We start from the raw sequence: 24864 nt of genomic DNA, 5'->3' as shown, positions 1-24864 counted from the left end.
GGGTACGATTCGATGGATGTCAAAGTGTTGGAATCGCCGCGCCTCACGAGGTAATCGCAAGGGCGGCAGGCGGTTCGAGGGCTGAGCGAGGGGACCGACATGCCACGTCCGCTGCCGCAGCCGAGCCGCGACTCGATCGACCTGGTCACGGTCCTCGCCGCGTTGGCCGACCCGGTCCGTCTCACGCTGATGCGCGAGATGTACACCCGCGTCGGCCCCACCGACTGTTCCGCCCTCGCCTCGGGGGTTGACGTCACCCCGCCGACGGTCTCCCACCACTACCGCGTGCTGCGCGAGGCCGGCCTGACCTCCACCATGGTCGACGGGCGCCGCCGCAACGTCGCGATCCGCCATGACGACCTGGAGGCCCGCTTCCCCGGCCTGCTCGCCGCCGTCCTGACGCCGGCCTATGCGTCGATGTAGCGATCCGGGATGAAGGGGCTCGGGGCCGCGTGCCAGGTGACGAGGAGGGCGTCGCGGGCCCGGGTCGCCGCGACGAACAGCAGGGAGCGGTCCTTACGGCGCTCGCGGTTGTAGCGATGAGGGTCGGTGTCCTGGATCCGGTCGAGGAAGCCGCGGGGAACGAGGCCCTGGCTGGCGCCGGCGATGATGATCTGGCGATATTCGAGACCTTTGAACCGGTGCATCGTGCCGACGTGCACAGCCGCGGCGTCCGTGCCCCTGGGCGGGCCGTCGGGGCCGATCTCCGCCGCGCTGATGCCGTCGGACCGGAGCGTCGCCAGGACGTCGGCGGCGAGTGCCCGGGTGGGGACACAGATGGCGAGCTGGCCCCCTATCGGCGCGGCGGCGGTCCCGGCGGCGGTTCCGGCGGCGGTTCCGGTAGTGGCCTCGATTCTGCCGGGATCGTCTGCCTGCCCCGGTATCGCGGCACCGAGCCAGGTGCGGACCTGCGCTCTGATGGTGCGCTGTTCGTCGGACCAGGTGGCGTTGGGGACGAACGCGGGCTCGTCTCCGTTGAGGAGACTGCGGTAACCGGCGAGGTCCTCGGTGCCGTCGTCGAGGTTGTCGAAACTCTCGCCGTGAAGAAGCTCCAGGGCGATTCCCAGGATCTGGCGGGTGGTCCGGTAGCTGAGGGTCAGTCGGTGCGATCGGCCTCGGATGTTGACCCCGAGGCTGCCGAGACTGACGACGTTGTCATAGATCCGCTGATGGGTGTCGCCGACCAGAAACAGATCGTTGGTGCTGGGCGCGACCATGGCGCGGAGAAGTTTCCAGTGCGCCGGGCTGAGATCCTGCGCCTCGTCGACGATGACATGCCGGTAGCGGTAGCGCGCGATTGTCGCCCCGGAGTCGGTGCTGGGGGCGTCGTCGACCGCGGCGACCCGGGCGGCTCGGGCCATTTCCAGTTCGGCGGCGCGCTCGGCCACCTGCTGCCAGGTCCAGACGCCCCGATCGGCAAGGCGCTTGGTGAATCGTTCGATGAGCTGCCAGATGGCATCGCGGTCCTGGCGGGCGAGCTGTCGGCCGCGGCCGGGCCGGCGGGCCCGGAAATAGTCGGACCGTGACCGCAGCACCTGGCCGAGAATCACCTGAGACCATTCAGCGGCGAGGAATTCGGCACTCCACCTTCGTTCGCCGAGCTCTAGGAGCATCGCCGACCATTCCCTGATCTCCGCGTCCTGTCCGATGGTGCGGCGTCGGGCATCGTCGGCTTCCGACACGACTCTGGCGGCCAGACTGTCGATGTTGACAATGTCGACGCGTGCGGTGAGTTCCGGGCCGGCAAGCTCCAGCAGCCTGGCTCGCAGGTCGGCGGCGAGGTTCCGGTTGAACGTGGTGAGCAGGATCGGCTTGGTGTTGCCTCCCGCGGGCAGGTTCGTGACCAGGTGTCGGGCGCGGTGCAGGGCAACGATCGTCTTGCCGGTGCCCGGGCCGCCGCTCACCCGCGCCGGGCCGCCGTAGCTGTGGTGCGCGAGCTTGCGCTGGGTCGGGTGCAGGAACACCTGCCACCGGGCGAAGGACTCGGCGAGAATCGCGCGCAGAGCCTCGTCGTCGGTGGTCACCGGTGTGGATGGCCGCGCTACCGCGGCCGCGAAGTCCTCCTGATCGACGGGCTCGGGCGCCGCCACGGGCCGCGTGACGATCTCCAGGATCTCGTCGACACTCTTGCCGTCATGCAGCGCCATGAGGACGTCCGAGGTCAGCTGTGGGACGTACTCGACGAACTGGAGCAGTTGCTCCTCGGTGGCCAGCGTGCGGACCGACGGCAGGAGTGTCGCCGCGACGCCAAGATCGAGCAGGGTCTGGTCGTCCAGGCTGGCGAACAGTCCTCCGCCCGGCGCCTGCTCCGCCTGGCGGCTCGGCCCCGATGCGCCCGAGGGCGCGGTTCGCGACGGCGACGGCCCGGTCGGGGTGGGCGCCGATCCGGTGTCCGCCGCGGCGAGCATGCGGCCGGCCAGACTGTTGGTGACAGCGGACAGGTCGATCACCTCGATGCCGCCGGTCACCCGGTTGATTTCGTAGCTGTATCGCGCGAGGTCGTCATAGGCCTCCTTGCGATCTTTGACCGAGACCAGGAGGTAATCCGAGTTCCCGGCGTGCAGCAGCAGCGCCCGATGATCCTGGCCTACCCGCGCGGAACAGAGCCGGCCGCCTTTGAGCTGCTTGAAGCGCAGCGACGGATGCCGCGGATCGGCCCGGAACTTCGACTGGAACTCGTAGACCGCGCCCTTGACGACCCGGGGCAGCGCGAGGATCTCCTTGTCGGCCCGTTCGAGAATGCGAAGGGTGACCCGACCCTGAGCGTTCACCGTGCTCCTTCCTGGGTGTCCGCGGATCCGATCCGGTCGGCGAGTTCGACGGGTGTCCATGCGCCGGGCGGGCGGACATCCCAGCCCGCCGCGCGGTAGGCGGCGTCCCGGTCGGCCGCCTCCTGGTCGTCGGCGCCGGTGGAGGCCAGCACGATGCCGACCCGGGCAGCCGGCCAGGCCAGCTCCGCCTGCCAGGCGGCGTCACCGAGCTCGAAACCGGGCGTCGGAAGGGTGAGGCGGGAGGCGGGGTCCCGCCCGTGTTGGCCATCCCACGCGACCAGGTCGCGCACCAGGTCGGCCAGGCCAGGCTCGTCGGGCAGGAGGTAGGCGAGCACCTCACGCCAGCGCTCGGCAACGCCCGCCGGGGCGTCCAGGTGCGCGGTCGGCCGGGCGGGCAGCGCCGGTCGGCCAAGCCAGGTGGACGTCTCCGGGTCCAGCGGTTGCCTGGCCCGCATTTCGCCGAGCCCACCACCGTCCGCGGCGGCAAGCAGGGTTGGGTCGAGGTCGTCGATGCCGGTGACGGTGAGCTGGAGGGCGTCGCCGCCGCCGTCGTCGAGGAACTGGGTCAGGTTCGTCCAGGCCAGCCAGGACCTCCACCGGCGTCGGTGCGGCGAACCGTGCGTGGCGGGGTCGAGTCCGCCACGCTCCCCGTCGCCCCCCCACTCGTCGATCTCCAGCCCCGCACCGGCGGAGCCGAGGTCAGCGGCCATCGTCGCGGCCCGGTCGTCGATCAGGACCAGCGCGGAGAAGACCCGCCCGGTGAGCAGGTCGGCTCGGGCATCGATGAGCACGGTGAGCGGACATCCGTCGTCGTCCCGGGCCCGAACAACGAAGATCCTGCCGCCGGCGCGGGGCGGGGGGAGCGGCGTGCCGCGCAGACTCGCTGCCACGGCGGTCGGGACACCGGCCGGATCGGTGTGGATCCGGGTGACGCCCGGAGTGCGCAGCAGGCCGCCGAGCGTCGCCTCCGCTCGTCGGCGCCACACCTGCGCGTTCGGGTCGGCGAGGTAGGCGAGCAGCTGATCGACCGGATTGACCCAGGCATGGCGGTCCAGATCGTCGGCTGGCCGCGGCGGGTCGGTCACCTGCCGGTAGTAGTCGTGCGCCATCTCCTGGGCGAGCCCCTGGTAGGGCGGGCGGACCGGCGGTGGCGCCGCGGGAGCGCGGGTGCGCCATTCCTCGACGTCCCACCAGGTCAGCTGGAAGACCCGCAGGCCGTGGGCGCGTAGCCGAGCGCGCTTGTCCGCGTCATCGGCGAGCCGGTTGTGTTCGGCGCTGGCGTGGTAGCGGAACCCGTCGAGGTAGACCGCGACCTCGACCGGCGGGCCGTCGAGCCGGGTGAAATGTACGTCCGGGCGGGTTCCTCGAACGGTGTGCTGCAGCCGCATCCGCCAGTGGGTGATGGTTCCGTTCGGGCCGCTCAGGCGCAGCTCGGCGATCCGGCCGCGACCGGTCGGGTCGGCGCCGGTGGTGACGGTGCCGGCCGTGTCCGAACGGGCGGCCCAGGCGCGCAGGCCACCGAGGAAGCGGGCTTCCAGTTCGCTTTCCACCAGCTGGATGAGGGACATCTGGTCGGTGGGTGCGCTGTCGGTCACCGACCAGCCATCCAGCAGCTCGCGAAGAACCGCGACCGCCTCCGACCGCTGGATCTGCGCGAACTCGTCGCCGCGGGCGTAACGCAGCAGGCAGCGGGGGCAGCCGGCCCGGCCGGCGTCGACGCAGACACACGTCTCGATGGCGGTCAGCGCGGTCGCGAGCACCGCGTGGAAGTTCCCCGGGTCGGCGAGCCGGTGCAGGTAGCCGGTGCCGCCGGGCTGGCTGTCGTACAGGACGAGGAACTGCCGATGATGCCCGGTGGCCGCGTCGGGCATGACGGCCGTGGTGAGCCGCAGGTGGTCGGGGCTGCCGCGGTACTGCCGGGCGATCCCGAGTCGCAGCGCCGCCGCGAACGAGTGCCGCCGGGTGGTGATCGACGTGGTGAGGGCCGGGACCAGGATCCGCACCGCCTCGGTGTGGAGCTCGTCGGCGAGCAGCAGCGGCTGGTGGTGGGCGGACAGGGGCGAACGCCGGTGGCGGCACCACAGCCGGTGATGTTCGTGCCCGCGCAGGCCGTCCGCGGACTCGGAGCGCTCCCCGCCCGCCGTCCCGCCGCCGGTGGCGTCGGTGAGCGCCGGCTGGCCGAAGCCACCGGCGGCGTGGGTGGCCGGCGGTCCGTCCACGCTGGTTCCGCCGCAGTCGACGCAGACCTGGAACGGGTTGAGGCTGACCGGCTCGCCAGCGAACATGTCCGTCGCCGGACGGTCGAGTCGACTCGCGCCCAGGTTGAAGGTGCGGATGACCGCCGAGCGGGCGTAGTCGACGCCGAACGTGGCCCGGGAGTGCCGCCAGGAGCGGGCCACACGGGCCGGGTCGATATCCACGGCCGTGGCGGTGGTGTAGGCGCGGCTGTCCCGGTCGTCGAGGTCGTCGCGGATGCGGACGTCGTCGCGGCGGTCGACCGCGGTGACCCGGGTCGGCCGCAGCACCGCGAACCGCGCCCCAGCATCGCCGATACCGGTGTGATGGCACCGGTCGCACGGCCCGGCGTCGTCGGCCAGCCGCGCGGGACTGGCATCGGCGCCCGCACTGCCCGCACTGCCCGCACCGCCGGCGCTTTCCGCACTGACCGCACCGCCCGCGGTTCCCCCGCCGCGAGCGGCATCGGCCAGGGCGTTCTCGCGGGGGGTACGGACGTAACCGCAGGCGGGGCAGATCCGCCAGAACTCCCAGGCTGGTCGGGTCCGCGGACCGATGTCCAGGCCGGTGATCCGATGGGCGAAGCCACGCACGTAGTAGGTGTTGCCCGGGGCGATCTCGGTGAGGGCCTGGCGGACGGGGCGTTCGTACTCGCGGACCTCGCTGACGTAGCGGCGATCGCCGTCCGGGCTGTCCTCCTCCCCGGTGAGGGTGGCCTCCAACGTCGTCGATCCGTCGAACAGGGCATAGTTCGGCAACAGGCCGAGTTCGACGAGGGTCGCGTGGGCGGACCGGCGGGAGAGCTCGCCGGCGAGCTTGGCGAGGGCGCGCCGCTGCGCGGACAGCGAGCGCAGGTCACGGCGCTGCTCCTCGTCGGACTGGAGCAGTGTCTCGCGGGCCCGGTCGATCGCGTCGAGTCGGTGGCGCAGGCCGGCGATCCGGTTCTCCCACACCTGTTCGGCCGCGCGGGCCGCGTCGGCCAGACCACCCGTCGCGTAGACGCGCAGCTCCGCCGCCGCGGCGTCACTGACGTACTGGTCCGTATCGGCGGTGCGGTCCGCCTCGCCGCTGCCGGCGGCGACGCCGAACAGGGCCAGGAACACCTCGACCTGCGCCGATCCGGCCCGCAGGCCCGCGGCGACAAAATCGGCCAGCCAGCCGTCCGCGCCGAACAGCGCGCCGGTGACCCGTGGCAGCGGCCGGGTGCCGGGCAGCCGGTCCCGGGCCGCCAGGTCAACGAGGTGGGCGACATACTGGCGGCGAAGGATCTCGATCGCCGACAGGTAGGTCCCGGGCGGAGCGATCTCGCCGGCGATCATGTCCCGGGGCTCGGCGAGATAGTACTGTTCGCGCTCACCGCGTTCGAGCAGCGTGAGGACGAACGCGTTGCCGGTTGCCCGCCCGGCCCGGCCGGCCCGCTGGACGTAGTTCGCGGGCCCGGTGGGCAGCGAGGCGAGCAGCACGGTCGACAACGCGCCGATGTCGATACCCAGTTCCAGTGTCGGCGTGCAGGACAGCACGTTCGGATCGGTGTACGCGTCGCCGCGGCGGAAGTCGTGTTCGACGGTCTCCCGCTGCTCGCGGGTCAGCAGGCCGGTGTGCTCGGCCGTCACCACCCGGAACGGGCCGCCGTCGCGGTAGAGCCGCCGGTAGTAGTCGTCGGCGGCGCGGGGGAGCGGGGCGGGCCGAAGCATGCCCGGGCACCGGTAGCGGTGGCAGGGCTGGCCGATCCAGTCCGAGACCCGGTGGGGAGGCACCGTCTGGGTCCAGGAGCACGCATCGCAGCGCACTCCGGCCTCGACGGCGGCGTCGTCATCGAGACGCACCACGTGCAGATGGCCCGGCTGCAGACCGTAGACGGCGATCCCGGACGCTGGGGTTGATCCCGCGCGGCCTCGGCCACCCGTCCGGCCGTTGCCGACCGGTCGGACGATGACCCGCCGGGCGAGCACACCCGCGTCGGCGAGCCGCGGCAGCAGCACGCGCAGGTAGTCGGCGGCCTGGTCGCGGGGCAGGCCCAGGCAGCGCGTCGTCCAGTCCTGATACCAGTTGCCGGTGCTGGACAGCACGTCGAACTGGGTGCGGGGCCGGGACGCGGTCATCAGGAACGCGGGCGCGGCAAGACCACGGGGAAAGGCGGGCATCCCGTCCGGACGGCCGCCCCAGATCCGGTAGCGTCGCCCGCCTTCGTCCAGGTATCTGCCGAGCCACTGGTGGTAGACGCCGCCGCGGATCCGCAGCCGCTCCAGCAGACCGCGCAGGTAGGCGTCGAACCGGGCGTCGGTGAGCTGGCCGTAGTCCAGCGGCTGGGCCTGTCCTTGCAACAGTGTGTCCCGGGCCAGCCCGCGGGCGGTGTCCAGGTCAGGCAGGGTGGCCTCGGCGGCGACGGTGCGGGTGAGTTCCAGCGTGCGCCCGTTGCGGGAACGCAGGCCGAATTCCAGGACGGTGGCGAACCCGAGCCGGTTGCCGAGCAGCCGCCAGGTGGGCCGCCGTCCACGTTCCCGACCGGCGAGCAGCGCGTCGACCTCGTCGACGTCATGCAGCTCGGGTGGGACGATCGCGGCCAGCGTCTCGCGGTCGCCGGACGCGGCGAGCAGATCGGCGATCAGGTCGTTCAGCGCGACCGGCGTGGAATCGGTGAGCTGGTCCGCCAGCAGCGCGCGCAGCGAGAACGTGAACGCCCGCGCGGCGACGAATCCGGCCCGGTGCGCCGCGTCCTGCACCGAGTCGTTGAACAGCAATGTCCGCTGGGATGTCCGATCCGGCAGCTCACCGCCGGTGAACAGCTGGCTCACAGCGACCGAAGCGAGCGCGGCAAGCCCGGCGCCCAGATACCGGATGCCCTGCTCCAGCCCGCAGGCCGGGCAGCGGTCCGCCTCCGCACCGACCGAGTCGTCCAGTGCGCACAGCACGGGAACCCCCGATTGCGGCGCGGGATCGCCACCCGCGGCGGCCTGGACGTCTGGCAGCGGCGCGCCGGCCGGGTCGAACGTGTGCAGCCGGGTCCCGGCCGAGTCCAGCACCATCAGCGGGCTGCCCGCCGGCACGCCGGTTTCCCGCTCGGTCGCCCGGATCAGCGCCCGGACTCGTCTCTTGTCCCGTCCGACGCTGGCCCGGTAGATCTTCGTCGGGTCGGTGACCAGTTCCCGTGGGTCGCGTTCCGGGGACAGCGCCGCCCATCCCGACCGGCCACAGTGCCGGCAGTACACCGCCGGCAGCAGCGGCTGACCGCTGTCCGCGACCATCCGTCCCGGGCCGTCCCCGGGCCCGTGCCGGCCGGCTTCGTCACCGGGGGACACGGAGTCGTCCTCGGGTGTGGTGGCGTTCGCGAGGTCGAAGGCGGGCGTCGGCGCGGGACGCTGCTCGCCGTCCCAGGCGAAGGCCGGCTGGGGGCCGACGGCGCGCAGCAGTCGGGAAACCGCCCGCGCCCACAGGTGCGATTCGACGGTGACCAGCGGACGGTGCGCGTCGTCGGGGTCGCGGGCGACCGACAGCAGCGCGACGAACCGGGCGAGGCCCGCGGCCGCGATCGTCGGTTCGGTGGCCACCGCGACGCTCCAGGCGCGCAGATCCTCCCGGGCGAAGCCCTCCAGGGCCTCCTGGGCGGTGCGCGGTTCGCCTCCGAGCAGGTTCAGCACGGCGCGGGTCAGCTTGTGGCGGCGCAACCGGGCACCGATCGCGGTCGGGCGCAGGTCGGCGTCGCGCAGACCCGGGCCGAGGACCGCTTCGGCGAGGATCCGCGTCGAAGCGGGAGTGTCCCCGTCGATCCGCAGCGCGGCGAGAGCGGCCGGCGTCGGCTCGTTCAGATTGCCATCGGGTTCGCCCAGCACCTCGGCCGGGGCGAGACGGTCCTCACCGATCACCGAACCCTCGTCGAACGGGACGCCGAACACCTCGGCGGCAACCGTGCGGATCGCGGTGGTCGTCTCCTCACCCAGCAGGCCGGAGCCCAACGTCGCCGAGGTGGCGACCGGGCAGACCGAGCCCAGCGGCCGGCCGGGCCGGGCGACCCCGGTGACCGCGCCAAGCCGGCGTAACAGCATCGCGACGTCGGTGCCCTGCGCCCCGTCGTAGGTGTGGAACTCGTCGAGCACCACGTAGGCGAGGCTGTCGTTCTCCCACAGCGGCACGTCCTCGGGGCGCTGCAGGAGCTGATCGAGCATCTTGTAGTTCGTGATCAGAATGTCCGGGACGGTGCGGCGGATCTCGGACCGGTTCGTCATGACCCGCGGGTAGGCCTGCGCCGGGCTGTCACCGATGTAAAGGCCGGCGGTGATCCCGGCCAGCGCCGGATCCCGCAGGAAGGCGTCGAGGCGACCGGTCTGGTCGGTCGCGAGCGCGTTCATCGGATACAGCAGCAGCGCCTTCACTCCCCGCTGACCGGCGGCGCGGGCCCGGCGACAGTAATCGAGGATGGGCACCAGGAACGCCTCAGTCTTGCCGGAGCCGGTGCCGGTGGTCAGCACCGTCGGCCTTGCCGGACCGTCTTTCGTCGACAGCCGCGCGAACGCCGCCGCCTGGTGGGCATACGGAGTCCAGCCGGCCGGCGTCCAGTCGAGATGCTCCCGCCAGCCCTCGGCCGCTGTCCGGAACGGCGTGCGGACCCGCAGGTAGGGGCCCCGGTAGATGCCGTACTCCGGGTCGTCGAGAAACGTGGCGAGCGCCGCCTGCTCATCGGAGTCGGCCAGCGCGAACGTCGTCGTCAGATACTGCGTCAACGTCTTGCGCAGCTCATCCGCCGCAACCGTCGGCCTCATCCCGCCGACCCCGGCTCCACGACTGCCCCTCGGCCTGTCCCGACTCCATCGCCGAGTTCCGCCGCCACACCAGCCGGGCCGTCCTCCGACTCCCGCCACCCGGCATCCCGCGCCGCCTGCAACCGCGCCGAGAAGACCGCGTGCGCCGCCCGCATCTCTTTCTCTCGATCCGCCTTATAGAACGGCGCCGCATACCCAGCCGGCGGCAACCTCATTTTCGGGTTTTTCAGATGCTCCTGAAACTCGATCCAGTCTTCCTTCGTCTGCCCGTGTCCGTACGCATTAAAGTTAGCTGCAATTTTCCGACCTTTGGCATCGAACCACATCTGAGTCTCATAGTCTACGAGCTGTGGAAATCGCGAGCGGTAGATTGCTATAAGGGCATCGATGTCGATACCCAACCAGGTGGAGACGAGGGCATCAATTTCCACAAGGGCTGCTCGTCGTGCGAGCTCTGCACGCAGGGGTGTATTCCACGTCCACTCTGGCTCTACGTTGGCCAGTCGTTCCAATGTCGGCCACGCTGTCGCCCAGCTGTCGAGTGTCTCCCATTCTACCTCAAATAGTTCGTTCCAAAGTGGTGCATATGCTTTGGTCAGGCAGTTTAGGCGCAGTACTCGGAGGATTAGCGCTGAGGCGAGTGGGTGATTGGAAGAGCCTGTCGGCATGGCGCGAGCGTCGGCGATATTTAGATGTGAGCGGCCAGCGGTACGCAGCAAATAATCGAGCGGAATTGAACTCCAAAAACCCGCTGTAATAGCTGTATCTCGATTATTGGAAGCGGCAAGTGAATGCACTGCATTGACGTGAGTTGGGCCGGGCGGTTCGATGGCAGGGAAGAGTGATCGTTCGGTGTCCTGCGGGATCAGCTCACGCCAGAAAAGCCTGTACATGTCGGTGCAGGGACGCCCGCCCCATTTATCGAGGGCCGAACGAAACAGATCGACTGAGCTTACGCGAACATAGTCGGTTGCAGGTACTGCGTCTGCCGGTAACGAGAGTAGCTGGACTGGCTTATCTGTGTGCTTCGTGTTAGGTGCCATCTTCGCGAACGGAGTCGAAATAGAGATCTGGGGTCCGCGTATAATGACGTCTTCCCAGTTGTGCGGAGTTTCAGCCGAAGGCCCGATCAGGCCATCTCGCCGGGCCTTCGTCTCCAGAATTCCGACAGATGTATAAGGATCCTGGTCTTTGACACGATATTGCCAGTTTGCGAGTGCCTCGATAGCTCCCTGCTCGGCGCTGCTGACGGGATAGAGAAGGCTGGCTGATGCGGGGTCTCCGCCGGGCTCGCCGGCCAGACGTTGCCATAGGGACAGCGTGTCCGTATTGACTTGAATTACCCGGCTTCTGTGGGGACGCAGATCCCAATACCCATCGTGCTTGATTGTGGGCGTAACTCCTGTGCCGTCGTGAGCGAGCGAGGAGATCAGGACTGTCGGGTCAAAGAGCCAGCTGAGATGCAAGAATTCGATTTTCTTTTCGGTGCCGTAAATGTTGATGCTAAACTGCCGGCTCCAGTCGATATCGCTGAAAAGCAGTCGTCGATTGTGAATGTGGGCGTGAAGCCGCAGATGTCGGTAGGACGCGGCCCGGAGGTTTTTTTCCTGTTTTCCTGAGAAGTGGGTGTCGGGGTGAATTAGGCCGGATGTTCCATGGGTGCCCTGATGCCTCCAGACTTGAATCATGAAGGCTCGGTATAGATTCGGTCGTGTGCCTTCGAGCAGTTTGAATTGTGCTGAAGAACCAAGCTGGCCGGCGATACCGACGTTATCTGCTCGCTCGAGCAGAAATGCATTCCGTGCATCGAATTCAGCGAGATGTGACTTCCTACGCTTCTTCTGACTCTCGATGTCCGATTCGGGCGTGAGTGCAAACCAAGGTTCTCGCTCGGCAAGGACGAGATCTTCGGTCCAATCTGGGCGGACCCAAGGTGGGTTGCCGACTTGGAGGTCGAAGCCTCCACGATTGGTGAAAACCTGGGCGAACTCGACATCCCAGTGGAAGAAGCTCTGGCGGGTAGCGATGGTTTCTACGGTGTCGAGCCAGGGGAAGAGTTCGGCTAGGCGGTGCCATTCTTCCTGGCCGAGCCAGGAGGCCAGGTCCTCCTCGTGGGTCTCCAGCTCGTCGAGGGTGGAGAAGTGGGCGGCGAAGGTGTCCTGGCCGACGTCTTCGGTGCCGATCAGGGCGGTGGCGAAGCGGATCCAGTCGTCCAGGTTCGCGAGCGGGAACGGGCCGCGGATTCGTTCGAGGGGGGGCGGCGGCAGGCTGTTCTGCTTCTTTCCGCTGGGGCTGGCAGCGGTTCTGGTCTGGGGTGCGATCAGCGCGGTGTTCGCGAGGGTGCCGTCGTCGTCGAATATGGACGCGGTCTCCCAGGTGCGGGGCGGCGTCGGTTCGGATGGTGACGTCGGTGCCGGGGCGGTGCCGGATGCGGACTGGGCCGCCGTGGGCGCGGTGGGTGCGGCTGGCGTGGCTGACGTGGCGGTGGTGACGCGCAGGGATGCGCGCTGGTAGTCGGGGGCGCTGCCGTCCAACAGGGATGCGGCGTCGACGGGCCAGAACCAGAGGGCGCACCAGGTGTCCATCAGCTTCTTCAGGCGCCAGTAGGGCGTGCCGGGGGCTTCCAGATCGGCGAGGATCTTGGCGCGGGGAACCACCTCGCGGACCTCGGGCAGGTCCTCGGCACCCCAGACGTCGATCTGCCGGCGGATTTCAGCCTCCGACAGGGCGAGACGCTGCTGGACGAGGGTCCACAGGTACTCGGCGCGGCGGGTGAGCGCGGCGAGTTTCGCCGCCTGGTTGGTCTTGCCCTTGGCCGCCTTCGTTCTGGGGGCCTTGGTCATGGCGCGGCGCCAGGCGCCGAGTTTCTTCGCGTCGACGGGAGCGAGGTCCTTGGCTTCTTTTTCGGCGGCGACCGCGCCCCAGCCGGCGGCGGGGAGCAGGAAGTGGTGGATCGCGCCCTTCGGCAGTGCGCCGTCGCGGAAAGGATGGTCGACGGGTGCGCTGGTGAGCCAGGAGCGGTCGGCCAGGGTGTCCTGGGTGTAGTAACGGCGGCCGGCGCCGACCAGGGAGTTACCGCGGCGCAGGTGCAGGCCGAACCACGGCGCCTGCAGGCCCGGGTGCATGACGTTCAACCAGAGGGAGACGTCCGCGAGTTCGATGGCGGTCGCGTTCAGGTCGACGCCATAGCTGTTGTGCAGCGCGATGTAGGCCTTGACCTTCTGCAGTTCGACGGCGTACCGCTCCGGGTCGAGCGGTTCGTCGAGTGTCCCGTCCGCTCGCTTCTCCTCCTGGCGAAGGTGCAGGTATTTGGCGGCGACCTGGTTGATGGCCTCGTTGAGGAACGCGCCGGAGCCAAGCGCTGGCTCGCAGATCGTCCAGTCGAGCATCTCCCGAGCTTTGAAGTCGGGCCCGGCCTCCTCGACCCGGTATTGCAGCGCGAGCTGGACCGTGACCTCGGTCAGCGACTGGGGGGTGTAGTAGGAGGCGGATGTCTGCCGGTCACGGCCGGAGAGGCGGTAGACGAACGATCCGGCGGGGTAAATCTGGCGCCGGTCGGTGCGGTGGCCGTCTGCATCCACCTCGTGGACGAACACCTCGGCGGCGTACTGGTCGGCGCGGGAGGTGGGAACGGTCCAGCTGCCATCCTTGGGATCGCCGCCCTTGGCGACCTCGTAGAGGGCCTCGCCGGCGATGAACCCGGTGTAGGACATGAGGCCCTCGTAGACTGCGCCGAGCTGGGGAATGCCGAGCTGCCGGTAGGAGATGAAGCCGCCGCGCCGGCGGGCGCCGCCTCGGGCCCGGCGACCACCCTTGGTGATCATCAGGTGGCGTAGCACCGCATAGAGCACGCCGTTGCGCAGGCGGGTGTCGATCTTTTCGGGTCGTCCGGCGCGAGCGGGCTGGTCCTCCTCGTCGTCCTCGTCGTCGGGCCAGGGCAGGGACTGGCCGATGAGCGTGATCGAGGACGGTTCGAACAGATCGGAGCGCAGCGCCTCGAACCGGATGCCCTCGCGTTCGCTGTGCCGCTCATCCGCCCCGGCGCCGGGCGCTGGCTCGCCTGGCTCGCCTGGCTCGTTGGTATCGGCCGCCGGGGTTGTGCCGCGGGCGTGGTAGCCCTGGTTGACGGCCGTGAACAGGCGGTCCAGCGACTCGAACAGGTGCGTGCCGTTGCGCGCGGCCGGACTGTTCGGCGGCCGGCGGGCAACCAGGTCGCCGAGCCGCGCGAGGCTGTAACCCTCGGCGTACTCGGGATGATCCACCGGGAGCATGCCGAGTTCGGGTCGGGCCTCGGCGTAGAGCAGTACGAGGATCCGGTAGAGGTAGCGAAGCGCCTCCCGGGTCAGCCGGTCGCCGAGGGTTTTCAGGTCGTCGATCTGCTCCGGTCGCACGCCGGCCTCGGCGAGGCGGGCCAGTACCTCGCCCGCGATGAGTTCGACCGATTCCCGTAGGCCGTTGCGCAGCTCCGCCGTCACTCCGACGGCCTGCTTCTGGGAGCCGGCGATGAGGTCCGCGAGCGGCTCGGCGCCACCGGACTCCGGCGGGCACAGGGCGTCCGCGCCGAACAGGGCGGCGATCACGTCCATCTCGCCGCCCGGCTTCGTGTCGTGCCGGCTGAACGCCGCGTCCAGGTTCGCGGCGAGGTAGCGGCCCTCACCCCAGGTCCGCCGGTCGGCGAGGATCATGACGCCGCCGGCGAGGAGCAGCACGTAGCGGGGGGGCTCCTCGACGGTGAAAAGGTGCGAGGCCAGCCGCATCCCGTAGGTGACCGTCTCCCGTGGGCTCAGAACGACGGGGTCGAGCAGGCGGCCGGCGCCGACCGGGTCGACCGCCTCGTCGGCGTTGAGGGCCCAGTCGCACTCCACCGCCCAGACCCCGGAGACGTCGGCGGCCAGCGGGACGGCAACCTCCGAGCCGCTGTGGATGACCGTCCTGGTGTAGCGGTGTGGCGGGAAGCTGAGGGCGGCGAGGACACCGTCGTGCAGCTGGCGCAGCACCTCGGCGCGTTTGACGTCGTCCTCGTCCGGGTCGAGGACAAGGAGATCGCTTTTGCGCTCGTAGTAGTACCGGCGCAGGTCCCGCAGCCCCGCGCGGGGCGTCACCGCCGCCCGGAAATCGGCCGGTTCCGCATCGACACTGGCGGTCCGCAGACCACTGTCGGAGTCGGAGACGGGTGCTGAGACGGATACGGAGACCGCGAGAGGCCGGCCGTGGGATTCGGCCCGGGGGCGGACGGGCCTCGTCCTCGCCCGATCGCTGGCCGGGGCCTTCAAAGCCAGCGCGGGCTTCTCCCGCTCGGTCCAGCGCGCCGAGATGTTCTTGCGGATCTCGTCGGGGAGGACTTCCTCGATGAAGTACGGCGTGAGGTACTCGCCGCGGTTGGTCAGGGCGTCGAACGTCATCGGGCACCCCCCGGGGTCGGTGCGAGGACAGCGAGGACACGCAGCATCGGCTCGCCGGTGGTGTGCAGCCGTTCGACCAGCTCGCGTTGCCGGTGGACGGTTTCCCGGACCAGACGTGCCCGTTTCGTCAGCGCCGCGACCGCCCGCTCGCTGTCCGCCTGCCGGGCCGCCGCCCGCTCGGCGCCGGTGGGCAGGCTGCGGGTCACCCAGGCGTCCAGGCGGTCCAGGTAGGCCCGCAGTGGCTCGGCGATGCGCTCGTCCCAGTCGGCCCGCTGCTGTTCGAGCCGGCCGCGGGCCGCGGTGACCGCCGTCGGGACGAGGGCCTGCAACGGCGCGAGGTCCAGAGCGGCCTGGACGTTCGTCATCCCCGGGCCGACACCGGCCGCCGTCAGCGCCTCGTGCATCGGATGGAACCGGACCGGTCCCGCCAGCCCGGTCAGCGCCATCCACTCGACGACGGTCGGCTGCCCGAACGCGTTGCAGTACACGCCCTGGACCAGGAAGGTCGGCTCGTCGACTTGGACGGTGAGCACCGGCGCCTGCTGCCGGTCCAGGCGCACCAGCACCTTGTCGACCAGCCAGTCGACGACCGGGTGGATGTCGGTCAGGAACCCCTTGGCCGGCCACAGCGTCTCCCGGCCCGCGCGCGACGCGGCCAGGGACGCCTCGGCCTCGGACTGGTCCACCGTCAACTGCAGCCGCAACTGCCCCCCCTGGTCGCGAAACCGGGACAGATAGGTGCGAGGCAGGTCGGTGAGGCGGGCCTCCAGATCCTCCGGCGCCGTGAGCGCGAAGTAGGTGGCCCGCCGCAGACCGTCCGGCCCCCGGGCGTCGGCGAGCCCGCGTTGCAGGCCGATCGCGGTGTCCGCCCGCCCGTCGTAGACCTCGGACAGCGCCTCGTCGACGAACGCCGCCACGTCGTGGAACAGCCGGGGTGGGGTGAACCGCTGCGGCTGCGGGTCCGCGCCGTGCGCGTCGAGATCCGGATCGTTTTCCAGCCCGAGCGGGTCGACGACAGGCCCGTCGGCCGCTTCCGCGTCCGTATCCGTATCCGCGGTGCGCCGCGGCTCGTCTGCCTTGTCCGGTTCGTCGTCGAGGCCGAGCGCGTCCGCGCCTGGCGGCGTGCCGGGTGTGCCGGGTGTGCCGGGCACGGTGTGCCGCGCGGCGCTGGTGGCCAGTGACTCCTCGACGGTGCGGCCGGCGAGCAGGTCCTGCAGCAGCCGCCGCTCCTCTCGGTCGGCGAGATACAGGCCGGTCACCGCCTCGGCGGTGCCCAGGGTCTGATATGCCTCCTCCTCGGCGGCAAGCAGCTTGGCGGCGACCGCCCGGTCGTCCAACGCCCGCGGAATCGCCGACGTGAGCAGCAAAGCCCCGAAGCGTGGCTGGTGCCGCTGGCCGTAACGGTCGATGCGGCCGTTACGCTGTTCGATGCGGATGAGGCTCCACGGCACGTCATAGTGAATGAGCTGGTGGCAGGCCCGGTGCAGGTTCACTCCTTCGGAGGCCACGTCGCTGGTGAACAGCAGCCGTACGTCGGCCCGGGCGAGGGAGAACTCCTCGACGATTTTCTGCTGGTCGTCGGCGGAAAGGTCGCTGTACAGAATGCGCGTGGCCCCGCGGTTTCTGGCATCGTTGAAATGCTGGTCGAACGAGGCGCTGCTCTGCTTGCCCTCCGACGGTTTCTCCGCCACCGGAAGGCCGAGCATCGCCGGGACCACCCGGGCCAGCCAGCGCAGCGTGGTGAGCCGCTCGGAGAAGATGACGACCCGCGTCGGCGAGCCCGGCCCGACTCCGGCCTCGCGCAGTTGGGTCAGCAGCCGGCTCAGCTTGCTCGAATCGTTGTCGGACATCGCGCCGACGAGCTGACCAAGGCGTTCCAACCGTGCTCGCTCGTCGGCCTGGCTCGCACTGTTCGCCAGGGTGGACGAGCGCAGCCGGTGGTCAATGGACTCCGACAGCGCGTGATGGGAGGACAGGAATGCCTTCACCAGCGTGTACGGGAACAGCTGCTGCCCGCCGCCACGTCGGGCCGGAACCTGTTCGGTCGCTGCCCCGGTCGCCGTCTCAGCCGCCGTCTCGGCGGGCGCCTGTGCCCAGTGGGCGGTCAGTTCGGCGAAGATCTGCTCCTCGGCCGGGCCGGCCGGGCAGACCAGGCGCTCCGAGGGGCCGCGGTCCGCCCAGACGTCCGTGACCTTGTCCCGGACCTCCGAGGACATCTTGGTCCGTCGGATGTAGAGGTGCTCGATATCGGAACGCTGGTAGGTGTTCAGATTCGCGATCGCCACCGGATCGAGCATCCGGATCAGCTCGCCGAAGGAGCGCTTGTTGCCGTTGTGTGGGGTCGCGCTGGCGAGAATCAGCGCGTCCGTCTGCGCGGCCAGCGTGCGAGCCAGCCGGTTACGCAGGCTGTTCGCGCCGATCAGGTTGTGCGACTCGTCGATGACGACCGCGTCCCACCGGATATCCTCCAGATGATGGCCGTACAGGCCGACATTCTTCAGCGTGTCGATGGACACGATCACCCGCTTGAAGTAGGTGAACGGATTGCGTCCGGCCGGGATTTCCCGCTGGATTCGCTCGATACCGACGGCGTCCAGCCGCACGAGCGGAATGGAGAACCGGGTCCACAGCTCGTGCTGAAACTGCTCGAGCACATGCTGCGGGGTGACCACGAGCAGCTTTTCACCTCGCCCGCGCCGGATCAGCTCGCCCAGCAGCAGCCCGATCTCCAGGGTCTTCCCAAGCCCCACGACGTCGGCCACGAGCACCCGGGGTTCCAGCCCGCTCAGCGCCAGGGCGGCCGGGCGCAGCTGGTAGTCCAGCGGGTCGAGGAGGAAGGTGCCGGCCAGAGCCAGCCGCCGTTCGGACCGGGGAAGCGGCGTGCGTCGCAGCACCGCCTCCAGGTACAGCCGGCTGCGGCGGAACTGCGCGGACGAATCATGGACGAGCTTGGTCTCCTCAGGCAGCAGCGCCTGCACGCGGTCCAGTTCGGTGAAGAACGACGCGTCCAGGCCCCGGACGAACTCCGACGCCCCGGTGACCTTCACCAGGTAGCCGTCGCGGGCCGTCGGCACGACCCCGCGGACCAGCCACTCCTCGTCCCGGATGAGGACGCGTGCACCGGGGGCGTAGGGCGTCGGGGGAGGCGCTGTGACCACGGACTGCCTCTTTCGGATGGGGCGGACTCATGCGGACGGGCGGAGTCGGCTGAGCAGGGCGCTGGTGCGGCCGTGCGTCGTCGCGCGGCTAGAGCGGGGCGTCGCGGGCGTAGGCGGCCCGAAGCTCGTCGGCGAGCCAGCCCACGTTGAGCGGCCGCGAGCCGCGCGGACGCGACGAGGTGGGCGCGGCCCTGACGCCGCCTGCCGTGCCCACGGGCAGTAACAGATCGGTGGGCGGCATCTGCGGCGGGCTGATGATCACGGTCTGCTCGGCCCCTCGGCGGTCGAGCTCGGGCTCTGCCGGCTCGGGCTCTGCCGGCTCGGGCTCTGCCGGTTCACGGCGGGGCGGCTCGCGCACCACGCCGACCGCGACCGCGGGACCGATGTTCTCGTCGACGGCCGGGGACGCCTCATCCGCAAGGGCGGCGGCGGTCTCGGGCGGTAACGAGCTGTGGCTGGGCGCCACGTAGGTGCGCTCCTCAAGGAGGCGGCGCATCTGGTGCATCGGCCCGCCGGACTCGGCGACGGTGACCAGGCGTTGCTGGACCTCCATCACGCCGGGGCGGGCCGCGGGGTCGAGAGCGACCATCGCGGCGAGAAGCTCGGTCAGCTCGCCGGGAACACTCGACAGGTCCGGCGCGGTGTTGGTGTCGACGATCGCGGTGATCAGCGCCGCTGCCGGCAGGGCCGGGTAGAGCGTGTGCCCGGTCGACGCGTAGACGAGCGTCGCGCCCAGCGCGTACACGTCCGTCGCCGCCGTCAGCTGTCGGTTGCCGTTCGCCTGCTCCGGCGGCAGATAGGCCGGGGTGCCCACGATGAACCCGCTCGCGGTCAGATGGCCGACCCGCCCCTCCAGGACCGCCAGACCGAAGTCGATGACCTTCGGACCATCCGGCCCCAGGATGATGTTCTGCGGCTTGAGGTCGCGGTGCAGCAGCCGGGCCCGGTGGATCTTGTCGAGGGCGTCGGTCAGCGTCACACCCAGCGTGGCGGTCGCCGCCGCGTCCAGCGGACCATCAGCCGCGACGTGTTGACGCAGAGTGCGGCCCGGCACATATTCGAATGCCAGCCAGGGAGGATCCGAATCCACCCCAGCCGCTTCGAACCGGGCGTTACGTGATCCGTGGACGAACTGCAGCGCGTCGATCTCGTCGGCGAACCGCTGGCGGATCTCCTCGCCCTCGAGCAGGTCCGGCCTGATCACTTTGAAGGCGACCCGTTCCCCGGTCGGGGACTGGGCGAGGTAGACCCGTCCCATCCCGCCTGTTCCCAGGCGTGCCACCAGCCGGTAGCCGCCGACGGTCTCAGGGTCGGACGGCGCAAGCGGCTCCACCAGCGAATCCCCCTCGCCGATCGTGCGACAACCTGCTCACTCAAGCGCACAATTGTCACATACAGCGAAATTCGTGTCGCGCTTGGGGTAGCTGATGGAGAGAAATGCGATCCGGGAGTGACCCCAACGGTCATAGTCACTTACTGTCGCCGCCGGGCGGTCCGCTGATGACCGAAAGTACGCGATGTGTCCGCTTGTCACCGCCGGGAACGGGGTGCGGTGAGATCGTCACGGGTAGTCTCAGTCACCAGGAGGTTCACCGTGCCCCACGCTCCGAGCGACCCGGACCCCGACCGCTCCGCCGACGTCGGCCGCCCTGCGGCATCGCCGGCCACGCCGAAGCCAGCCGCCGACGCGCCCGAGCCCGAGCCCGCACCACCCGCCGAGCCGCGCGTCGACGGTTCCGCGGAACCGTCCGCGCCGGAACCGTCCGCGCCGGGACCGCTCGCATGGGACCAGCCCGGCTCAGGAGACGAGCCGGCCAGCGGCCAAGGCAACGCATCCGAGACCTCGGGAAAGCCGCTGCGCCCGGTCAACTGGGATGGCTCCTTCACCCGCACCTGGGCCTCCCGCAGCGCCAACAACATTGCGCACCGTCTGGCCGCTGAGCATGAGTTCGAATGGGCGCAGCGGGAATTGGACGAGGTCATGCGGAGGCAGCGCGACGAGGCGAACGCGCGGGCGGACGCCCGGCAGCGGGAGGAGCTCGACCGGCTGCTGGAGCAGTCCGCCGCGGCCGACGCGAAGCCGAGCCTGTTCGACCGGCTGGAAGGACTTGGTCGCGTCTGGGACGACGACGAGGCCGGACATCCGGATTCCAGTTCCGGAAACCCCTCCGATCCAGCCTGACGCCGAGGCGTTCGGCGTCCCGTCCAGTCGGAGCCGGCTATCGCTGATAGCTGGCGGCGCGGTGCTGGTCAGGGCCCGGGGCGTGGGAATCTGACCTCGGGTGCGGCGGGGCGCTGCTCCGAGGCGGGCAGCTCGACTGGTGCCGGCCGTTCCGGTGGAGACGGTCTGTCTGTCCGCGGCCGGTGCTGGGTGTCGGCGAGGGCGCGGCGGGTGCGGATGGTGTCCTCGTGGAAGGGGCCGTGCTCGCGCATCGCGTCGGAGAGAGCCGCACGGTAGAGGGGCACCGCGTCGCCTTGGCGGCCGGCCTGCCGGTACGTGTCGGCCAGGCTGCTCCGGCTCGCGCGGGTGTCGGGATGGGCGGGGCCGAGGAGCTCGCGGCGGGTGTCGTGGACGCGCTCGTGAAGGGTGACAGCCTGCGGGAGCCGGCCGGTCTGACGGCATGCCTCAGCCAGGTCGGTGGCGGTGCGCAGCGTGCGCTCGTGGCCGACCCCGTCGGTGCGCAGGCGGGCGGCGAGCTGTCGTTCAAGGTGATGGTGTGTGCCTTCCAGGTGGCCTCCGTTGCGGTAGAGAGAAGTAAGATCTTCTCGGACATGCATGGTGTGTGGGTCCGACGGACCGAGGACACGTTCATGTCGGTCAAGCACCCGCTCAAGATGCGGAATGGCCTCAACCGGCCGACCGGCGGCCACGTGCGCGGCTGCAAGCTGCTCGCGGCTCTGGGCGGTGGCGGGGTGGTCGGCGCTGAGGCTTTGTTCACGGCCAGCGACTGCTCGTTCGAAGAGCGGCACGGCGAGCTCCGGCCGCCCTGCTGCGCGGTGGACACGCCCGAGTGCATCAGTGCTGTCGAGAGTGTCAGGGTGGTCGGGGCCGAGGACGCGCTCGCGGGCCGCGAGGCTGTGATCGAGCTCGCGTGCGGCGTCGTTCCAGCGTCCGGCCTGGTGGTAGGTGGCGCCGAGGTCGTGGCGGCTGTCGAGGGTGTTGGGGTGGTCGGGGCCGAGGATGCGTTCGCGGGCGGCGAGGGTGGGTTCGGCGTGGGCGAGGGCGTCCGCGGTGGCGCCCATGCGCTGGTAGGTGGTGGCGAGCTGGTAGCGGGTGGTGAGGGTGTCGGGGTGCTCCGGACCGAGGATGCGGTCGCGGGCGAGCAAGGTGGGTCGCAGAACGCGGGTGGCGTCGTCGGCGCGGCCGGCGTCGTCGAGGACGGAGCCCAGGTTGTGGCGGCTTTCCAGCGTTGCCGGGTGCTCGGGGCCGAGGATGCGCTGGCGGTCGGCGAGATTCTCGGTGAAGAGCTCCTGGGCGTGATCCAGGTATCCGGCCTGCTGGTAGGTCAGGGCGAGCGTGTCGCGGCTGGTCAGGGTGTCGGGGTGCTCGGAGCCGAGGACGCGCTCACGATCGGCGGCGTTGCGTTCGGCCAAGGGGCCGGCGACGGCGGGGTGATCGGCGTTCAACGCCGCGCGGATGTGGACCTCGCGGGCGGTGAGCGTGTCGGGATGGTCGGGGCCGGCCAGGCGTTCCTGGGCGTCCACGGCCCGGGCGGCCAGCGCCTCGGCCTGTTCTGGGTGACCGTGTTCGACGAGGTAGGCGGCGGTGTGTTCGGCGAGCCAGGCGGTATGCGGGGTGTCGGCGGCCGGTGCGGTGGCCTCCAGGGTCGCCAGGGCGTGGGGGAGGAGCTCACGCCAGATGGGCCAGGCGTCCGGGTTGGCGGTGACGTTTTCGGGCAGGGCGGCGTGCAGCATCCGGCCGAGGCCGTCGCGTAACTCGGCGGACTGCTCGGGCGCGGTGTGCGCGCGCACCGCGGAACGCACCAGGGGATGCATCGCGACGCTGGCGCCGTCCCAGTGGGCGAGCCCCGCGCGTTCGAGGGCCGCGGTCGTCGCGCCCAGCTCCATCGGGTCGCTCGCGGCGGCCCGTAGCCCCGCGTCGGGGATGATGCTCTGGTCGGCGGTCAGCGCACGCAGCGGGAACCGGGTGGTGTCGCCGTGGGCGGCGAGGCGCAGCAGGGCGCCGGCCGCGGGATGCTCGGCGTCCAGGTGCTGGATGGACGCGTCCCACAAGGTCTCCACGGTGACGCCGGGCCGTCCTGGCACTGGTCGCTCACCCAACGCCGCCAGCAGACCCTGCCCAGGCTCCGGTCCACCGGCGGCGCCGCGTTCCAGTTCGGTGAGGAAGCCGTCCGTCCTGCCGTGGACGTCGATGATCCGCCGCGCGGCCTGGTCCAACGCCAGCGGATGATCACCGAGGAGCTCGGCGATGCGGTCAGCCGGCGCTCCGTCGACGACACCGGCTCCCAGTCGGTCGCCCAGCAGGGCCACCGACTCGCCCCGAGTGAACGGCGCGAGCCCGAGGACCTGCCCGTTCCACCCGCCGTCGAGTTGGCGCCGCCAGTCCCAGGCCGACCCGCGCGAGGTCGCCAGCACCCGCCCGGCACCCTCCGACGGCCGCAACCATCCGGGCAGGTCAGCGGCATCGCCGACGTCGTCGAGGACGAGTAGCCAGCGTCCCCCCGCCGCGTCCAGACGGTTCAGAACCGCCGCGGGTTCGGCATGTGCCGGCAGCCCCAGCGCCGGGGCGAGCTGCCGCACCCGCTGCCCGACGAGCTCGGGCCGTCCCGCCGGCACCCACCAGACGGCCTGGTAGTCCATCCGATGCCGGCTGACGAATTCGGCCGCCAGGCTCGACTTCCCGATCCCGGCGAGCCCCGTCACCGCGACCATCGCACCGTCGGCGAGCGCCGCGTCGAGGCGTCCCAGCTCGTCGGCCCGCCCGACGAAGCGCGCGGACGCCCGCGGCACGTTCCACACCGCCGGCAGCTCCGCCGGGAACACCGGCGCGCCCCCCGCCCCCGGAAACCGCACCCGTCCCTCGCCGGTGACCTCGCCGGTATCGGAGGCCTCGCCCGGGCCGACGCCCTCGCCGCGAGCTGGCGACGCCTCGCGGCCCAGTCCCAGCCGGGCCCGCACGGCACCGATCAGCACCGCCTCCGCCGCCGACTCGCCCCGGTCGACCAGGTCAATCGGCGCGATCTGCCCCAGCAGTCCCGGGATCGGCCGGTCCGTCACCCGGACCACCAGCAGCGGCCGATCGGCGGTCGACCCGCCGGCCACCGGCGGCGACCAGGCCGCTCCCCACTGGGCGAATGCCTCTGGCGACTCCAGGTACCCGTCGGACACCACCGCGATCGTGCACCCGGCCTGCCGCATCACCCGATCCAGCCAGGCCACCCGATGCGTTCCCGGCACCACATCCCACGCCTCGTTGGCGACCCGCTGCCCGGCCCGCTCCAGCGCCCCGCAGATCCACTCCGCCCACGGCCGCCCATCGTCCGCAAACGACACAAAACAGTCGACGGCATCCCTTTCGCCCCCGACTGTCACCCGAACAGCATGACACCATCACTCTGCCGCATGTGCGCCCACCCGGCCGCGGAAGCCATGCGACAGTTGTACGGACAACCACCACCGCCCCGCCCGCGCGGGGATCATCCGCGGATCGTCGCGTCTGGCGTCCTACCGCGCTGCCCGCGTCAACCAGCTTTTTTCGGTCAGCTCAGGACCACGCGCCGGTCGCCGAAATCGGCGACTATCTCGACCTTCCCGCCGAGTGCCTCAACGTACGCGCGGATGGTCGACAGGCCCGCTCGATCAAGCGCGCCGCGCTCCAGGTCAGAGACCGATGGCTGCTTGACATGCATCCGCTCCGCGAGCTCGGTCTGGGTGAGACCCTGCTCCTCGCGGATCTCCTTCAGTCGGTAGGCCCGAACCTCAGCATCAAGGCGGGCTCGATGCCCGGCTACCTCGTCTTTGCGGGGAGGTCTCCTGGCACGGAAATCCACCCAGGTGGATACCATTCAATTCCTTCTCATCGGTAGTTGTCGTCGCTGCGGAGCCATCCGTCGTATCGGTCGTCGGCAATCTTACCGCCCGGCGCCACGGACTTCCACCGATGTGGAACTGTCTAAACTCGCCGAAAAACTCCAGCTCACGAGGCGTCCGTCCCGTCTGGGATGGTTCAGCCTACAACATCGGATACCGCATTCCAGGCCGGTATGTCCGTTCCGCCCGCGCGGGGATCATTCGTTGCCTACGTGCTGGCGACCCGCTGAGCATGGTCAGCTTGACGCAGGATGTGACCGATCACTGACATCGGACCCCCGTATGACGGTCTCTCTCGGCGGCTACGGCGACGGCCGAATGGGTGTGTCGTCGGCGTTCAGGCCGGTCAAGAGGGCGCTGGCCGGGCTGCGGCGACAAGTCGCGTCATATGTATGACCTGTGCCGGTACATATCAGGGCTGCGCGAAGGTCGCGTGGTGTGACGATCTGTCGCGTTAGGTGACCATGAACTGGAGTGCCCGGTGGCGGTC

The 24864-nt window shown here is 70.3% G+C and carries 9 protein-coding genes; 2 read left to right on the top strand and 7 right to left on the bottom strand.

Translation table 11 applies throughout. From position 1 onward, the window contains the following. The first annotated feature begins 99 nt into the window (after nucleotides 1–99). The gene (locus MXD95_RS23505) at nucleotides 100–423 is read left to right on the top strand and encodes an ArsR/SmtB family transcription factor (RefSeq protein WP_250642880.1); all 324 of its coding nucleotides are present in this window, start codon (nucleotides 100–102) and stop codon (nucleotides 421–423) included. On the opposite strand, the gene MXD95_RS23500 is transcribed toward MXD95_RS23505, so the two are convergent. From MXD95_RS23500 to MXD95_RS23480, 5 genes are all read right to left on the bottom strand, one after another. After that, nucleotides 408–2771, bottom strand: coding sequence for a UvrD-helicase domain-containing protein (locus MXD95_RS23500; protein WP_250642879.1), 2364 nt, complete (start codon nucleotides 2769–2771; stop codon nucleotides 408–410). The two genes, MXD95_RS23505 and MXD95_RS23500, sit on opposite strands and share 16 nt — an antisense overlap. Beyond that, on the bottom strand, nucleotides 2768–9763 hold the full coding sequence (locus MXD95_RS23495; protein WP_250642878.1) for a DEAD/DEAH box helicase: 6996 nt from the start codon (nucleotides 9761–9763) through the stop codon (nucleotides 2768–2770). Before MXD95_RS23495 ends, MXD95_RS23500 begins: the two co-directional genes overlap by 4 nt. Further along, complete coding sequence (locus tag MXD95_RS23490) at nucleotides 9760–15165, bottom strand: DNA methyltransferase family protein (RefSeq protein WP_250642877.1); 5406 nt, start codon at nucleotides 15163–15165, stop codon at nucleotides 9760–9762. The genes MXD95_RS23495 and MXD95_RS23490 overlap by 4 nt, the downstream gene beginning before the upstream one ends. Beyond that, nucleotides 15162–18323, bottom strand: a complete 3162-nt coding sequence (locus MXD95_RS23485) for an SNF2-related protein (protein WP_250642876.1) — start codon at nucleotides 18321–18323, stop codon at nucleotides 15162–15164. Before MXD95_RS23485 ends, MXD95_RS23490 begins: the two co-directional genes overlap by 4 nt. 88 nt (nucleotides 18324–18411) lie before the next feature. Beyond that, on the bottom strand, nucleotides 18412–19656 hold the full coding sequence (locus tag MXD95_RS23480; protein ID WP_250642875.1) for a serine/threonine-protein kinase: 1245 nt from the start codon (nucleotides 19654–19656) through the stop codon (nucleotides 18412–18414). A gap of 261 nt (nucleotides 19657–19917) precedes the next feature. Here MXD95_RS23480 and MXD95_RS23475 point away from each other — a divergent pair, with 261 nt between their 5' ends. Continuing rightward, nucleotides 19918–20505, top strand: coding sequence for a trichohyalin-plectin-homology domain domain-containing protein (locus MXD95_RS23475; protein WP_250642874.1), 588 nt, complete (start codon nucleotides 19918–19920; stop codon nucleotides 20503–20505). Nucleotides 20506–20573: 68 nt separating this feature from the next. On the opposite strand, the gene MXD95_RS23470 is transcribed toward MXD95_RS23475, so the two are convergent. Together MXD95_RS23470 and relB are read right to left on the bottom strand one after the other, a co-directional pair. Further along, the gene (locus MXD95_RS23470; RefSeq protein ID WP_250642873.1) at nucleotides 20574–23876 is read right to left on the bottom strand and encodes a toll/interleukin-1 receptor domain-containing protein; all 3303 of its coding nucleotides are present in this window, start codon (nucleotides 23874–23876) and stop codon (nucleotides 20574–20576) included. A gap of 167 nt (nucleotides 23877–24043) precedes the next feature. Beyond that, nucleotides 24044–24349, bottom strand: a complete 306-nt coding sequence (gene relB / locus MXD95_RS23465) for a type II toxin-antitoxin system RelB family anti-toxin (protein WP_250642872.1) — start codon at nucleotides 24347–24349, stop codon at nucleotides 24044–24046. Nucleotides 24350–24864 lie beyond the last annotated feature (515 nt).

The sequence above is a fragment of the Frankia sp. AiPa1 genome (assembly GCF_023243075.1).
Taxonomy (GTDB): Bacteria; Actinomycetota; Actinomycetes; order Frankiales; family Frankiaceae; genus Frankia.
Note: the sequence above shows the minus strand (reverse complement) of the source record. Positions and strands in the feature narration are given on the sequence as shown.